Source organism: Streptococcus mitis, assembly GCF_003942695.1.
Lineage (GTDB): Bacteria > Bacillota > Bacilli > Lactobacillales > Streptococcaceae > Streptococcus > Streptococcus mitis_BD.
This window is the reverse complement of the sequence record NZ_RJNU01000017.1, coordinates 1-15,530: the sequence shown is the minus strand read 5'-3', so window position 1 is coordinate 15,530 and position 15,530 is coordinate 1. Positions and strand designations below refer to the sequence as shown.

Annotated in this window: 14 protein-coding genes and 2 tRNA genes; all 16 read right to left on the bottom strand. The window is 41.5% G+C overall.

Features of this window, described 5'->3' with window-relative positions; all coding sequences use genetic code 11:
- Nucleotides 1–84: 84 nt before the first annotated feature.
- The gene (gene sufB / locus D8852_RS09625; RefSeq protein WP_000797062.1) at nucleotides 85–1,497 is read right to left on the bottom strand and encodes a Fe-S cluster assembly protein SufB; all 1,413 of its coding nucleotides are present in this window, start codon (nucleotides 1,495–1,497) and stop codon (nucleotides 85–87) included.
- Nucleotides 1,498–1,554: 57 nt separating this feature from the next.
- Nucleotides 1,555–1,995: a Fe-S cluster assembly sulfur transfer protein SufU gene (gene sufU / locus D8852_RS09620; RefSeq protein WP_125425668.1), complete on the bottom strand. Its 441-nt coding sequence runs from the start codon at nucleotides 1,993–1,995 to the stop codon at nucleotides 1,555–1,557.
- Nucleotides 1,982–3,208: a cysteine desulfurase gene (locus D8852_RS09615; protein WP_125425666.1), complete on the bottom strand. Its 1,227-nt coding sequence runs from the start codon at nucleotides 3,206–3,208 to the stop codon at nucleotides 1,982–1,984. The genes sufU and D8852_RS09615 overlap by 14 nt, the downstream gene beginning before the upstream one ends.
- A gap of 10 nt (nucleotides 3,209–3,218) precedes the next feature.
- Nucleotides 3,219–4,481, bottom strand: coding sequence for a Fe-S cluster assembly protein SufD (gene sufD, locus D8852_RS09610; RefSeq protein WP_125425664.1), 1,263 nt, complete (start codon nucleotides 4,479–4,481; stop codon nucleotides 3,219–3,221).
- Nucleotides 4,482–4,508: 27 nt separating this feature from the next.
- Entirely contained in the window at nucleotides 4,509–5,279 is a 771-nt protein-coding gene (gene sufC, locus D8852_RS09605; protein ID WP_000114489.1) for a Fe-S cluster assembly ATPase SufC, read from the bottom strand.
- Between the two features lie 151 nt (nucleotides 5,280–5,430).
- Complete coding sequence (locus D8852_RS09600; RefSeq protein WP_000198269.1) at nucleotides 5,431–5,625, bottom strand: DUF3272 family protein; 195 nt, start codon at nucleotides 5,623–5,625, stop codon at nucleotides 5,431–5,433.
- A gap of 27 nt (nucleotides 5,626–5,652) precedes the next feature.
- Nucleotides 5,653–7,311: a DNA polymerase III subunit gamma/tau gene (gene dnaX / locus D8852_RS09595; RefSeq protein WP_125425662.1), complete on the bottom strand. Its 1,659-nt coding sequence runs from the start codon at nucleotides 7,309–7,311 to the stop codon at nucleotides 5,653–5,655.
- A complete protein-coding gene (locus D8852_RS09590; protein ID WP_000887141.1) occupies nucleotides 7,311–7,808 on the bottom strand; it encodes a GAF domain-containing protein in 498 nt (165 codons plus the stop codon). The genes dnaX and D8852_RS09590 overlap by 1 nt, the downstream gene beginning before the upstream one ends.
- Before the next feature lie 82 nt (nucleotides 7,809–7,890).
- Nucleotides 7,891–9,093 (bottom strand): 30S ribosomal protein S1, encoded by a 1,203-nt coding sequence (gene rpsA, locus D8852_RS09585; RefSeq protein WP_001001620.1) that lies wholly within the window; start codon nucleotides 9,091–9,093, stop codon nucleotides 7,891–7,893.
- Nucleotides 9,094–9,255: 162 nt separating this feature from the next.
- Nucleotides 9,256–9,327, bottom strand: a tRNA-Gln gene (locus D8852_RS09580).
- A gap of 7 nt (nucleotides 9,328–9,334) precedes the next feature.
- Nucleotides 9,335–9,415: transfer RNA gene (locus tag D8852_RS09575), tRNA-Tyr, on the bottom strand.
- Nucleotides 9,416–9,464: 49 nt separating this feature from the next.
- Nucleotides 9,465–9,695: a DUF2969 domain-containing protein gene (locus D8852_RS09570; RefSeq protein WP_125425660.1), complete on the bottom strand. Its 231-nt coding sequence runs from the start codon at nucleotides 9,693–9,695 to the stop codon at nucleotides 9,465–9,467.
- A gap of 112 nt (nucleotides 9,696–9,807) precedes the next feature.
- Nucleotides 9,808–10,845, bottom strand: coding sequence for a branched-chain amino acid aminotransferase (locus D8852_RS09565; protein ID WP_312023001.1), 1,038 nt, complete (start codon nucleotides 10,843–10,845; stop codon nucleotides 9,808–9,810).
- A gap of 115 nt (nucleotides 10,846–10,960) precedes the next feature.
- Complete coding sequence (parC, locus tag D8852_RS09560; RefSeq protein ID WP_125425656.1) at nucleotides 10,961–13,441, bottom strand: DNA topoisomerase IV subunit A; 2,481 nt, start codon at nucleotides 13,439–13,441, stop codon at nucleotides 10,961–10,963.
- A 233-nt stretch (nucleotides 13,442–13,674) separates the two neighbouring features.
- The gene (locus D8852_RS09555; RefSeq protein WP_125425654.1) at nucleotides 13,675–14,493 is read right to left on the bottom strand and encodes an aminoglycoside 6-adenylyltransferase; all 819 of its coding nucleotides are present in this window, start codon (nucleotides 14,491–14,493) and stop codon (nucleotides 13,675–13,677) included.
- 27 nt (nucleotides 14,494–14,520) lie between these two features.
- Complete coding sequence (locus D8852_RS10065; RefSeq protein WP_185755613.1) at nucleotides 14,521–15,258, bottom strand: DUF6261 family protein; 738 nt, start codon at nucleotides 15,256–15,258, stop codon at nucleotides 14,521–14,523.
- Nucleotides 15,259–15,530 lie beyond the last annotated feature (272 nt).

Genomic DNA, 15,530 nt, shown 5'->3' with positions numbered 1-15,530 from the left:
AAAAGTATTTTTGTGAATATTTATTAGGTTCTTTTTTGAAAAAATTCTGAACAGGAAAACTTCCTGTTCAGATTTTGCATATTCTTACCCAACTGAACCTTCCATTTCATAGCTAATCAAGCGATTCAGCTCAACTGCGTATTCCATTGGAAGTTCTTTTGTGAAGGGCTCCACAAATCCCATGACAATCATCTCAGTTGCCTCAGATTCTGACAAGCCACGGCTCATGAGGTAGTAGAGTTGTTCTTCTGAAATCTTAGATACCTTGGCTTCGTGCTCCAAAGCAACTTGCGAGTTATGGATTTCATTAAATGGAATGGTATCTGACGCTGACAAGTCATCCATGATAATGGTGTCACACTCAATGTGGGAAACAGATTTCTTAGAGTTTTTGTTAAAAGTTACTTGTCCACGATAGTCTACCTTACCACCGCCTTTAGCGATGGATTTAGACACGATAGACGAGCTGGTATGTGGAGCATTGTGGATCATCTTGGCACCCGTATCTTGGTGTTGCCCTGCATTAGCAAAGGCAATCGAAAGCATGGTACCACGCGCTCCTTCTCCATCTAGGTAAACAGATGGGTATTTCATAGTCGTTTTGGCACCCAAGTTTCCATCGATCCACTCAACAGTCGCATCTTTCAAAGCTTTGGCACGTTTGGTTACCAAGTTATAGACGTTATCAGACCAGTTTTGGATAGTCGTATAACGCATATAAGCTCCGTCTAAGGCAAAGATTTCTACAATGGCAGCGTGCAAGCTGTTACTTGAATAAGTTGGTGCTGTACATCCTTCTACGTAGTGGACACTTGCTCCTTCATCAACGATAATTAAGGTACGTTCAAACTGACCAGTATTTTCATTGTTGATACGGAAGTATGTTTGAAGTGGAATATCTACCTTGACTCCTTTTGGTACGTAGATAAAAGTTCCACCAGACCATACTGCTGAGTTAAGGGCTGCCAACTTGTTATCAGTCGGAGGTACAAGCTTAGCGAAGTATTGTTTAAACAAATCTGGGTATTCCTTGAGGGCAGAATCTGTATCTGTAAAGATAATTCCTAACTTCTCAAACTCTTCCTTCATGTTATGGTATACCACTTCTGATTCGTACTGGGCAGAAGCCCCTGCTAGATAAGCACGTTCAGCTTCTGGAATTCCGATACGTTCAAAGGTTTCTTTGATCTTTTCAGGTACATCATCCCAAGAACGGGCAGGTTTATCAGATGGTTTTTGGTAATAGATCAAGTCATCAAAGTCAATCTCTGACAAGTCTGCTCCCCAAGTCTGCATGGGCATTTTTTTGAAGGTTTCATAAGACTTCAAACGGAATTCTAACATCCACTCTGGTTCACCCTTGGCAGCAGATAATTCACGAATAACACCTTCGTTGAGTCCTTTTCCTGTCGATAGGACAGGCTCTACATCATCATGGAAACCAAATTTATATTCACCAAGATCAATTGGTTTTGGTTCTACTCTTTCTTCAGCCATAATATCCTTTCTTTCATTCTTCATTTCTAATGATTTATAAGACAAAAGTAACTTATCTTACTCGTTATCTTGATTCTCAATTGTCTTCTTAAGAGCGTTCCAAGCTAGGGTTGCACACTTGATTCGTTGAGGGAATTTGGCAACACCTGACAAGAAAGCAGCGTCTCCAAGACTATCTTGTCTGTCATCTTTTTGTCCTTGAACCATTTCAGAAAAAATAGTCGCAAGTTCTAAAATTTCTTGTTTGGTTTTTCCTAAAACGGCATCTGTCATCATACTAGCAGAGGCAGTTGAGATGGTACATCCTGAATTTAGAAAAGCAATATCTTCCAAACGATTTTCTGCATCAAACTTGACAGATAGGTTGATAACATCACCACAGGTTGGATTATTGAGACTGATTTGTTCAGCGTCTTCTAACTTCCCTTGGTGATGTGGATTTTTCGAATGGTCCGCTACCACTGCCATATAAAGGCTATCTAGTTTAGAAAGTGCCATTGAAAAACTCCTTTGTCTTTTGTAGGGCATCGACCAACTTGTCGCAATCATCCTTGGTATTATAGATATAAAAACTTGCACGAGCTGTTGCTGGAACTTCCAGATACTGAAGCAAGGGTTGGGCACAGTGATGTCCCGCACGAACTGCTACTCCTTCATAATCCAGAGCCGTCGCAAGATCGTGAGGATGAAGATCCCCTAAGTTAAAGGCAATGACACCTGAACGTTTAGACAAGTCCTGAGAACCATAAATAGTCAAGCCTTCAATTGCCTGCAGTTTTGGATAGACGTAGGCTATCAATTCCTGTTCATGAGCTTCAATGGCATCCATACCAATCTTTTCAAGATAATCCACTGCAGCAGCAAGCCCGATTGCACCAGCCATGTTAGGAGTTCCAGCCTCGAATTTCCAAGGCAATTCCTTCCAACTAGCAGACTGCTCATAGACGAAATCAATCATTTCACCGCCAAATTCTACTGGTGACATTTGTTCCAGATACTTTTCTTTACCATAAAGAACACCGATACCAGTTGGACCAGCCATCTTGTGACCTGAAAAGGCAAAGAAGTCCACATCCAAGTGCTGCACATCAATATTCATATGAGGCGTAGATTGAGCACCATCCACCACCATGATAGCTCCAACTTGATGAGCCATTTGAGTGATTTCTTTGATAGGATTGACCGCTCCAAGAACATTTGAAGCATGAGCCAGCGAGACGAACTTAACCTTGTCTGTCAATTTGGCCCGCAAATCATCCATGTCCAAGGCTCCATCCCTTAGATAGACATAAACAAGCTCCGCTCCAGTTTTGCGACAGACCTCCTGCCAAGGAATGATGTTGGAATGGTGTTCCATGACGGAAATCAAGACCTGGTCTCCCTCAGTCAAGATTTCTTCAGCATAACGTGCTACCCAGTTAAGACTGGTTGTCGTACCTCTGGTAAAGAGTACTTCCTTTGTAGATCCTGCATTGATAAACTTACGAATGGTTTCACGAGCTCCCTCATAGGAAGCTGTCGCTCGTTCTGCCAAGGTATGGACACCACGATGAACATTGGCATTGTCCTTCTCATAGTAGCGGTTAATAGTTTCAAGAACTGCTAGTGGTTTTTGTGTCGTCGCAGCATTGTCCAGATAGACCAGAGGTTCATCGTTGACAATCTGGTCTAAAATCGGAAAATCCTTACGAATTGCTTCTACATCTAACATCGGTTTCCCCTTAGCGTTTTGACAATTTTTCTTCGACAGTTGCAATCATTTCATCACGAACTTCCTTGACTGGAATCTCAACGATTACGGAACCAAGGAAACCACGTACAACCAAGCGTTCTGCTGTTGCTTTGTCCAAGCCACGGCTCATAAGGTAGTACATGTCTTCTGGATCCACCTGACCGATAGAAGCCGCGTGACCTGCAGTAACATCATTTTCATCAATCAAAAGAATTGGGTTGGCATCTGAACGTGCTTGGTCTGAAAGCATAAGAACTCGGCTTTCTTGTTGCGCATCTGCTCCCTTAGCACCCTTGATGATGTGGCCAATACCGTTGAAAGTTAAAGTTGCTTTTTCAAGAATAACCCCATGTTGCAGGATATTTCCGATAGAGTTGCAACCATAGTTGGTTACACGCGTATCAATCCCTTGCACCTGACGGCCACTTGAAAGAGCTACCACTTTAAGGTCTGCATGGCTACCACTTCCAAACAAGTCACTATCAAAGTCAGCAACGACGTTTCCTTCATTCATAACACCGATTGCCCAGTCAATGCTTGCATCGTTGCCTAGTTTACCACGACGGCTAATGTAGGCAGTCACATTTTCGCCTAGGCGGTCGATAGCTGCAAATTTCACTTGAGCACCAGAACGAGCGATGACTTCGACTGTAATATTGGCAGTTGCTTTGGCACTACCTTCACCACGAGATTCCAAACGTTCAAGGTAACTGATTTTACTGTTCTTACCAGCAATAATCAGAATATGCTTGTTAAACGGTACATCGCTATCGCTGTCTTGGTAGAAAATTCCTTCGATTGGCTCTGTAATCTCAACATTATCAGGAATATAGAGAACAGCACCACTATTAAAATATGCTGTATGGTAAGCTGCCAACTTGTCATCATCGTATTTAACGGACGACATGAAGAATTCTTCTACGAGTTCTGGAATTTCTTCTAAAGCTGAGTGGAAGTCTGTGAAAACAACACCCTGTTCAGCTAACTCAACTGGAATTTGTTCAAAAACAGTTTGGGTTCCTACTTGAACCAATTTCAAGTGATTGTCTAGAGCTGTAAAATCTGGAACATTTGCTGATGGTTCACTTTCTGTAATCGTTCCATCACCCAGATTCCAACGGTGAAATTTCACACGCTCAATGACTGGTAATTCCAAACTCTCAATCTTATCAAAAGCTTTTTGGCGGAGGTCGGACAACCAGCTTGGTTCAGCGTGCATTTCTGAAAAAAGTTTAATAGTTTCTTTAGTCATTTACTTCTCCTAAAAGATACGAGGGAATTACAATTCTTCCTTGTAGTCATAGCCAAGTTCTTCAGCTAGTTTAGCGTATCCTTCACGTTCCAAACGGGCAGCCAATTCTGGGCCACCAGAAAGGACAACACGACCTTCCATCATCACATGTACCACGTCTGGTGTGATGTAGTTCAAGAGACGTTGGTAGTGAGTGATGATCATGGCACCGAAGCCTTCACCACGCATGGCATTGACACCTTTAGAGACAACTTTAAGGGCATCAATGTCAAGACCTGAGTCAATCTCATCCAAAAGGGCAAAAGTTGGTTCCAACATCAAGAGTTGAAGAATTTCATTACGTTTTTTCTCACCACCAGAGAATCCTTCGTTGAGGTAACGCTCTGCCATTTCTTCTTTCATGTTGAGCAATTCCATTTTCTCGTCTAGTTTAGTGATAAACTCACGAACTGAAATCTTTTCATCGTCTTCTTTACCAGCATTCATAGCTGCACGAAGAAATTCAGCGTTGGTAATTCCAGGGATTTCAGATGGGTATTGCATAGCAAGGAAAAGTCCCATACGCGCACGCTCGTCTACTTCCAATTCAAGGATATTTACACCGTCAAACAAGACTTCACCTTTGGTAACTTCATAGTTAGGGTTCCCCATGATAGCGGCTGAAAGAGTCGATTTACCAGTACCATTTGGTCCCATGATAGCTGCGATTTCTCCTGTTTTTAGAGTCAGGTTGACTCCTTTCAAAATTTCTTTTCCTTCAATCTCAACGTGAAGATCTTTGATCTCTAATACTGACATGATAGTTCCTTTCTTTTTCTGGCCTACTTCCTTTATCCTTAAAGAAATCACTTACATTTCTCAAAAAATACAAGAAAAGGTCCATAAATATACTCTACTAGTATAACAAAAAAAAGCCTAAAAGGCTTTGATTTTGTTTAGAAGCTAGTGACTAATCCTTGCGGTTTAGGTGCTGATCAATGGCATCTACTATTTTTCCCATTACATAACTTAACCTAAAATTTCGAAAAAGTAGAATGGCCCAAAAGGCTGCCATAAAATAGCGCCCAGTCATCCAAGCTTCATTGAAAAAATAAGTCTCAGCAGCAGTAAATAGTGCTATCACGATAAATTGTTGTCTAGTCATAGGATTATTGTACCATGAAATCCACTTTTAGTCTTCTTCGACCATGACTTTATCAGCCAGAAATTCAAATCCTTCTGGAATCAGGCTCTCTTCTTCAACCTCTTGCTCGGCTTGAGAAGACTTGTTTTTAGCTGAAAATGCTGCTCGAACCTCTTTCCATTCCTCTAGGGAAATAGCCAGAATTTCAGGTGAAAATCCAGCAGCTTGGCTAAGAATATTGCCAAACATGGTATTGAGGTTGTCCCTTTTCATGGTTTGCCCAGCATTGAAATTAGACTCAAAGGCTAAAATAGCATGGTGTTCATTAGCTGCAACTGGTTGAGAACCAACAAGCAGAGCCTTATCTGGACCAGCTAAGCTTTCGATCACTTCTCCCCATGCATTTTGGAGGCGAATCAGGTTTTGACGTGCCAAATCAGGATTTTCGACAGCTTCTTGCAGGATAGAATGAACTTTATTACGATCTACTCGATAGACTGTCTTGGAAGTGGCTGGACGACTAGGAACTGGCGCAACTTGTTTAGGAGCTGTGCCCACATTGGCAAGTTCTTGTTTGAGACGGGCGACTTCCTGTCTCAGTGCAGAAATTTCACTTTCAACAGCTTCTGAAAGCACTGGTTCAGGCTTAATCTCAGCTAAACGAATGGTCATCATCTCAGCATAAATCTTGGGTTGCAAGCTAGCCTTCATATCTGCCAAGCTTACTGTCGCTAGACGAATCATTTCAAAGAGACTTTCTTGGGAAAGAGCTAGATTGTCCATAAAAACTGGACTATGATGAGTATTTTCGCCACCTGTCTGAACAACCAGTAGATCACGCAAATACTGCAAGAGATCCGTCACAAAACGAGTCATACTCTTGCCATTTTCAAACAAAAGATTCAAAGAATCAAGCGCTTTTGGAACATCCTGTTGGGACAAGGCAGCTACATAATCATCTAAAGCTGATAAACTAATAGTGCCTGTAATCTCCTCAGAGATGGCAGTCGTGAGCTCATTCCCTTGCGTCAAACTCAAGGCTTGATCCAAAATAGACAAGGCATCCCTCATCCCACCTTCAGCACGTCTAGCGATAATTTCCACAGCCTCTGGTTCAGAACTGATTTTTTCTTTTTCTAGAATATGATAAATATGCTCCTTGATATCTTGCGTTCGAATCGATTTAAACTCAAAACGTTGAACACGCGATAAAATAGTTGCTGGAATCTTGTGCAATTCGGTGGTCGCTAAGATAAAGACAACATTTTGAGTTGGTTCTTCTAGAGTCTTCAAAAGCGCATTAAAGGCTCCCGTAGACAGCATGTGAACCTCGTCTATGATATAAACCTTATAACGGGCAAGACTAGGAGCATAGGTAGATTTATCACGAATTTCACGGATTTCATCAACTCCATTATTTGAAGCCGCATCCATTTCAATAACATCTTCTAGGCTACCTTCTGTCACTGCCTGACAGATATAACAGTTATTGCATGGTTCACCGTCCACTTGATTGGGACAGTTCATGGCCTTGGCAAAAATCTTAGCTACACTGGTTTTCCCAGTTCCACGAGGACCTGAGAAAAGATAAGCATGACTAATCTTTTCCTGCTCGACCGCTTGTTTTAGGGTTTTAGCCACAACTTCTTGACCTACTAGTTGTGAAAAAGTTTGGCTTCTATATTTTCGATAAAGTGCTTGATACATTAGGCTTTCTCCTCAAACATCGTAAAGTCCCATTCTGTCTTCTCAAGCAAAATAGCGACAAATTGTTCCAAGTAATCACGGTCAATGGCATTGTAATCATCAATAAGTGAAGAATCCAGGTCTAAGACACCCAGCAATCGACCATTCTTGAGCATGGGAACTACGATTTCACTCTTGGCCATACTATCACAAGAAATGTAGTTTGGATAGGTGCTCACATCGCCAACTAAAACAGTCTCTTGAAACTCAGCAGCTTCTCCACACACGCCTTTCCCAAGCGGAATGCGAATACAAGAAACACCCCCCTGAAAAGGCCCTAAAACCAACTCGCTACCATCAAACAGATAAAACCCTGCAAATACAGTATTTGGAAAGCGAGATTTTAGGAGGGCACTAGCATTCGAAAGATTGGCAAGAACATTGCTCTCACCTTCAAGTAAATAAGAGAGTTCCTCATTTAACAATTGATATTGTGATTGTTTTTCTGAATCTAACATAGAACTATTATATCAAAAATGGGAAAGAGACAAAAGAAAAATCCCTTGTTTTAAACAAAGGATTTTGCGATTATCAATTTGATTAAAGTTCGATATCACCGAACAAGTCAGCCATTGAGAATCCTGTTTGTGTTTCTGGAAGTTCGAAATCACGTTTTTCTTGACGTTTTGGACGACGTGGACGAGCAGCACGTTTTTCTTCTTTTTGTCCTTCTTCTTGAGCTGGACGTTCTTCAAGAGCTTTGATAGAAAGGGATACACGTTCTGCGTCAGCGTTAACATCAAGGACTTTAACAGTAACTTCTTGACCAACAGTAAGAGCTTCTTTTGGATTTTCGATACGTTTGTGTGAAATTTGTGATACGTGAACAAGTCCATCGATACCTGGCAATACTTCAACAAATGCACCGAAGTCAGTCAAACGTTTAACTGTTCCTTCTACTACATCACCTTTAGCCAATTTTTGCTCAACGCCATCCCATGGTCCAGGTGTTGTTGCTTTAAGTGAAAGGGATACGCGTCCTTCTTCTTCATTAAGATCAAGGACTTTAACTTCGATTTCTTCACCAACAGTTACAACTGATTTAGGTGATACGTTACGTTCGTGTGACAATTCAGTCAAGTGAACCAATCCGTCGACACCACCGAGATCGATGAAAGCACCGAAGCTAGTGATACGAGCAACTTTACCAGTTACTACATCACCAACAGCTAATTTACTGAATACTTCAGCACGAGCTGCTGCAGTAGCTGCTTCAACAACTTCACGACGTGAAAGGATGAAGCGGTTTTCTTTAGGATCAACTTCTTTGATTTTAGCATCAAATTCTTGACCTACGAAACGCTCAGTGTTACGTACGAAACGAGTATCCAACATTGAAGCTGGGATGAATCCACGAACACCTTCAAATTCTACTGAAAGTCCACCTTTAACGGCACGAGTTCCTTTAACAGTAACAACTTCTTCTTCGCGTCCTACAAGTTTGTCCCATGCTTTGCGAGCTTCAAGGCGTTTTTTAGATACAAGGTATGTAACTGTATCAGTATCTTTACCAACTACTTGACGAAGTACAAGAACATCCAATACTTCTCCTACTTTCACAAAGTCATTGATATCTGCATCGCGATCGTTTGTCAATTCGCGAAGAGTCAAGACACCTTCAACACCAGTCCCAGAGATTGCAACGTTAGCTTGAGTCGCATCAACTGTCAATACTTCAGCACTAACAACATCACCAGGCTCAACTTGGCTAACGCTATTTAGCAAATCTTCAAATTCGTTCATCTAAAAAATCCTCCAACAATCAAGTTTTTCTAAACTTGACATACTTATAATTTTTTTCCTAAGCACCCGCAAAGACATGTTCATATCGTTCACGTCTTTCACTTATAAAAATAAAATACCCTAAGATATTTTTCTTTTTATCTTGAATTTATTACCTAAGAACTGGGGTAGCTGGATTCGAACCAACGCATGAGGGAGTCAAAGTCCCTTGCCTTACCGCTTGGCTATACCCCATTATGAATGGAGAGAGAGGGATTCGAACCCCCGAACCCGAAGGAGCGGATTTACAGTCCGCCGCGTTTAGCCTCTTCGCTATCTCTCCAATGTTTAACGAGAACTATTATATCATGAAATTTTCAATAAAACAAGTATTATTTTGTCAAATTATAGTTTTCAATCAAAATTTCCACAGCTTTTTCAAGTTTTTTATAAAAACTATCGACATTTCCATTCTTTATGATGGCAAATTGGTTATCTAATTCGGCAATTTCTCCAATGACCTTTTTCCCGATCGTCAAAACGTATCCTTCATAGCTGTCTTTTCCAACAGTCACTTTTGCATCTGCTAATTGAATTTCAATTTTCTTATCTTTTTTACTCATACTGTACCTCTTTTCACTTTTTCTATTGTACAAGAAAATACTCAAACTAGCAAGAAAAAACTCCATTTCAGCCATTACAACTGCTATGGAGTTCTTCTTTACTTCGTGTCTTTTAGTCCACTTTGACAATCCATCCCTCTGGTGCTTCCACATCACCAAATTGGATACCAGTCAATTCATCGTAGAGTTTACGTGTGACAGGACCTACTTCCGTTTCACTATAGAAAACATGGAAATCATCGCCATGTTGAATCCCCCCAATTGGAGAAATAACTGCTGCTGTACCACAAGCTCCTGCCTCTACAAAACGATCCAAATTATCGATTGGGACATCGCCTTCAATCGGTGTCAAGCCCAAGCGGTGCTCTGCTAAGTAAAGCAAAGAGTACTTGGTAATAGATGGCAAGATGGATGGACTCAATGGTGTAACAAATTCATTGTCTGCCGTGATTCCAAAGAAGTTGGCTGATCCGACTTCCTCAATCTTTGTATGCGTAGATGGGTCTAGGTAGATAACATCTGAAAATTGGCGTGACTTGGCCATTTTACCTGGGAGGAGACTAGCAGCGTAGTTCCCACCTACCTTGGCCGCACCCGTACCATTTGGAGCTGCACGGTCGTATTCATCCTGAATCAAGAAGTTAGTTGGGACTAAACCACCTTTAAAATAGTTACCAACCGGCATAGCAAAAATGGTGAAGATGTACTCTTCTGCTGGTTTAACCCCGATGATATCTCCAACACCAATCAAAAGTGGACGAAGATAAAGTGTTCCACCTGTTCCATATGGTGGGACGTATTCTTCATTTGCACGCACAACTGCTTTACAAGCTTCTACAAACATTTCTGTCGGAACTTGTGGCATCAAGAGACGGTCACAGGTACGTTGCAGACGCTTGGCATTTTCATCAGGACGGAAAAGTTGAATACTACCATCCTTCGTACGATAGGCCTTCAAACCTTCAAATGCTTGCTGTCCATAGTGAAGACTTGGAGAAGACTCTGAAATATGCAAGGTCGCATCCTCTGTCAATTCTCCTTGATTCCATTGACCATTTTTGTAGTGAGCGATATAACGGTAAGGTAATTTCATATAAGAAAATCCAAGGTTTTCCCAATCAATTGCAACTGTCATGTGTTTCTCCTTTATACTATTCAAACTATGTGTTCTATTCTACACTTTTCTAGTAAAATTTCAAGTATTATTTGTAATTTTCTGAAAATTTTTTCAACATAAAAGAATCAGCCCTCTGGACTGATTCTTTTTATGAATTTGTTTTGTCCTCTTTAAAGACTTCTTTGAGGTAAGCATCGAAAACTTCTTCATCTGAAATGGTATCTGAGATAAAGCTTCCGTTGCTAGTGCGTTCTGACAAGTTCAAATCTTGCAATCGGCTTTCATAGATTGTTCCCTTGTTAGATTGAACAAGCAGTGTTTGGTCGTTCTCTTCCACTTCTGTACTAAAGAGATCACCTACAAGTCCTTGATCTGCAACCGCTCCTGCTAAAAAGACACGGTGCGGTTTGTTTTTCAACTCACGCAAGACTTGCAGACCTCGTTTGGCACGGCTGGTCGCTGGAATTTCCTCAATGGAAACACGTTTTAAGCTACCGCGTTGGGTCAAGAGGTAGAAGGATGAGGTGTTACAGATAAAGGCGGCCTGAAGCAAATCATCTGCTTTCAGGTTCATAGCCTTGACACCTGCAGCCTTTGCTCCGACAATCGGAACCTCTTCGATATTGAAACGAAGGGCGTAACCGTTTTGGCTAATCAAGAGAACATCATCTAGTTTAATTGGAGCTACTGCTACAATCTGGTCTGTCTCGTCTTTGAGCTTAGCATACTTGACAGATTTAGACTTATAAGTTCTCCATGGAGAAAATTCTTTACGTTCTACGCGTTTGATTTGACCAAGACGAGTTGCAGCAAAGTAGGTTGTCGCATCTTCAAACTGATCCACGACTTCTACATAAAGGATTTCTTCGTTAGTTTCAAAGTTTGTAATGGTCTGGCTCAAGTGCTCTCCGATATCCTTCCAGCGAATATCTGCTAACTCATGGATTGGTCGATAAATGACATTTCCAAGAGTTGTGAACATCAAGAGATGCTGGGTTGTCTTGGCAGATTGAACAAAGATCAAACGATCATCATCACGCTTGCCAATTTCTTCCAGCGTAGATGCTGCAAAGGAACGTGGGCTGGTACGTTTGATATAGCCAGCCTTGGTCACACTGACATAGGTATCTTCCTCAGCGATCAGACTAGCTGTATCAATCTCGATGACTTTTGCTGTATCTTCTAATGCACTCAAACGTGGAGTCGCAAATTTCTTCTTAACCTCACGAAGCTCCTTCTTCATGAGATTGTACATGGTCCGCTCATCACCGATAATCGCCGCAAGCATGGCAATCTTCTCACGAAGCTCTGCTTCTTCTTCCTGCAAGACAACGACGTCGGTATTGGTCAAACGGTAAAGTTGCAAGGTAACGATAGCCTCTGCCTGCTCCTCTGTAAAATCATAGCTTACCTTGAGGTTTTCCTTAGCGTCAGCCTTATTCTCAGAAGCACGGATAAGGGCGATGACTTCGTCCAAAATCGAAATCACGCGAATCAAACCTTCGACGATGTGGAGACGTTTCTCAGCCTTTTCCTTGTCAAAGCGGGAACGCGCCAAAATCACTTCACGACGGTGGGCGATATAGCTAGACAAGATTGGCACAATCCCGACCTGACGAGGTGTGAAATTGTCAATCGCCACCATGTTAAAATTGTAATTGATTTGCAGGTCAGTATATTTGAAGAGATAGTTAAGAACCAGCTCCGTATTGGCATCTTTCTTAAGTTCAATAGCGATACGAAGACCGTCACGGTCAGACTCATCACGAACCTCAGCGATCCCTGCCACCTTGTTATTGACACGAACATCATCGATTTTCTTGACCAGATTGGCCTTATTGATTTCATAAGGAATCTCAGTGATAACGATTTGTTCCTTACCACCTTTTAGCTTTTCAATCTCTGTTTTAGAACGAACAACTACGCGCCCTTTCCCAGTTTCATAAGCCTTTTGGATCTCGTCACGCCCCTGGATGATAGCTCCTGTAGGGAAGTCTGGTCCAGGCAAGAATTCCATGAGTTTGTCCACCTTGGCTGTTGGGTGGTCAATCATGTAAACAGTCGCATCAATGACTTCAGCCAAATTATGCGGAGGAATATCTGTGGCATAACCAGCCGAAATACCAGTCGAACCATTGACCAAGAGGTTTGGAAAGGCTGCTGGCAAAACCGTCGGCTCTTTCTCCGTATCGTCAAAGTTCCAGGCAAAAGGAACTGTCTTTTTCTCGATATCTTGAAGAAGATAACCAGCAATCTCAGACAAACGCGCCTCGGTATAACGCATCGCCGCAGGCGGATCTCCGTCCATAGAACCGTTGTTACCGTGCATTTCAACCAAAATCTCACGATTTTTCCAGTCCTGAGACATACGGACCATGGCATCATAGATGGAACTGTCACCGTGTGGGTGAAAATTCCCCATGATGTTCCCGACAGACTTGGCAGACTTACGGTAGCTCTTGTCAAAGGTATTGCCATCTTTATTCATAGAATAAAGAATACGTCGCTGAACCGGCTTCAATCCATCACGAATGTCTGGCAAAGCCCGGTCTTGAATAATGTACTTGGAGTAGCGACCAAAGCGCTCTCCCATGATGTCCTCAAGGGACATGTTTTGAATGTTAGACATATAGGATACAGAGCCCATAAAATACAAAGTGAAAATAGGAAATTCTTAAAATGAGCGATGCTCGCAAGAGAATTTATCTTTTTTTCACAGTATTTAGGGCGTGTTCAACTCCTTTCAAAGAATGTAGAGTATGTGTAATGATAAAAGGATGTAGAAAGGATTAGTCCCGTGTTCAGTTACGATAAGTAACCAAAACGACCCTTTCTGTAGTTTAAAATACGTTGCTTAATTATTTAGCGATTAGGAAGTTTCTCCTCAGCATATCTCATCATCTTCTCAGCCACTTCCTTATCGTAGGCAAAGCCCATCTTTTGAGCAAGGATTTGAGCTTCTCTGTGGAAAAGTTGCGTCGTAGCAAACAATGACTGAGTAAGTTTCTCTACACTTGAAAAATCAAGCAGAGCTGAGAATTGTTTCTCTTTCTCTGTAGGTAAATACTGGAAAAGATACTTGTAGTTCTTGCCGATATCTACCTTTCCCCCATCACTTGCGACCTGCCAAGCCAAGACCTTCAAGAGTTCTTGTTGACAAATACCATAAAGATGGTCGGTCGCGTAGATGAGCTGATTGCGACAAATCCCTTTAACCACATAGGCTGAAACCCACCAAAATTCATTACAGGATTTTTCAAAATCCGTTTCAGTAGCTGGACTTGTCCAGTAACGCTGAGGATTTGGAGAATAAGGCGCAAATAAGCCCTTAGGGTCCTCTAGCACCGTGAAATCCGCTTCGCTTTCTACCCACTCCTTGATATACTCTTTAGGACATAAAGTCAAATCAATGCGATTGTCATCTTCAAAAAGCATCAGATAAAGTCGACGGTTGCCTAGGATATTATGCTGCTCAATGATACGTGTTCCAAACTGGTCCAACCAAGTAAGATTACTCGTCAGATTATCTAAGTCGTCCACGACATAAACAACATCATAATCTTGAAACTCATCTTTTGGAGCTTTTGGATTTGTCCGTGAACCAGACATGGCGACAGCCTCGACTTGTAAAGTTTGGGCAGTCTGTAAAATCACATCGAGCATTTCTGTTTCTGTTCTCATATCAATACCTTCTCGTTTTATCAGATATTAGTTATCTGCTTCTTGCTTGCTTTTCTTTAGTGTTAATTTTTTATAGCGACTACGGATAGCGTTGAGATGGTCACGGAAATCGGCATACTGCTTTTTATCTGGATAAGCATAGGCGTTGATTGCAGTAAAATCCACAAGGAAGTCATAGATTTCTTGTAGTTTCGCACGGACTTCCTTGTTTTGACTAGGTGCCTTGCCTTTTTGCTCAGCCAAGCGCTCCTTATAGGCTTTTTCAAACTGAGCCTGCGCCTTTGTCAAGATTTCTACATGAGTTGTCAAATGCAGGGTTGCAAGGGCAGTTTGGTAGTCAGTATCTTTTAGCTCCTTGAGCAAATGGTTAATAACTTCTGTCTCTTTTTCGTAGCTCATACTCGTTAGCCCAGCATAATTTTTGAAAAGTTTGCTGAGTTTATCGTAAGCTTCCTTGCTACTTGCCTCTTTCACACGAGAGAAGGCCTTGACTAAACTAGTCAAGGTGGAAAGCGCATCATCACGCTCACGGTCAGACGCTTCCAGACTAGCCACCGCTTGACTAGATTTGGAACGGTGCAAACCAGCTTGCAAGGTCTCAAGAAGTTTCTCCATATCCTCAAGCTTCGTTGCATAAACCTGCTCAGACTTATTGGCTTTTGTAAAAGCCCCCAACTCATCCTTACTCTCAGATAGAAGTTGGAAAAATTCGTTGTTTTCTAAATTGCGTACAGTTAAACTTGTAATTCCATATTCTTTTTTCATAAAACTCCTCTTTTAATGATGTGTTTTTAAGTTTTTGCTCTAAAATAATTCAGAACATATCTAAATATTCGTATTTTACCCTAATAACTCAAAACACATATGTGTGATTTGAGTTATTTCCCACTAGACAAGATATTCTTCAGGTGAGGTTTCTAATTTTAGAAATAGGGAAATAATTTCTTGTGGGAGATAATATTAGTCCATTTCTCAAATATCAAATAACTCCATTAATTCTTTTGATATTTTTCTAGCAACACTTTCGCTAGATCCCC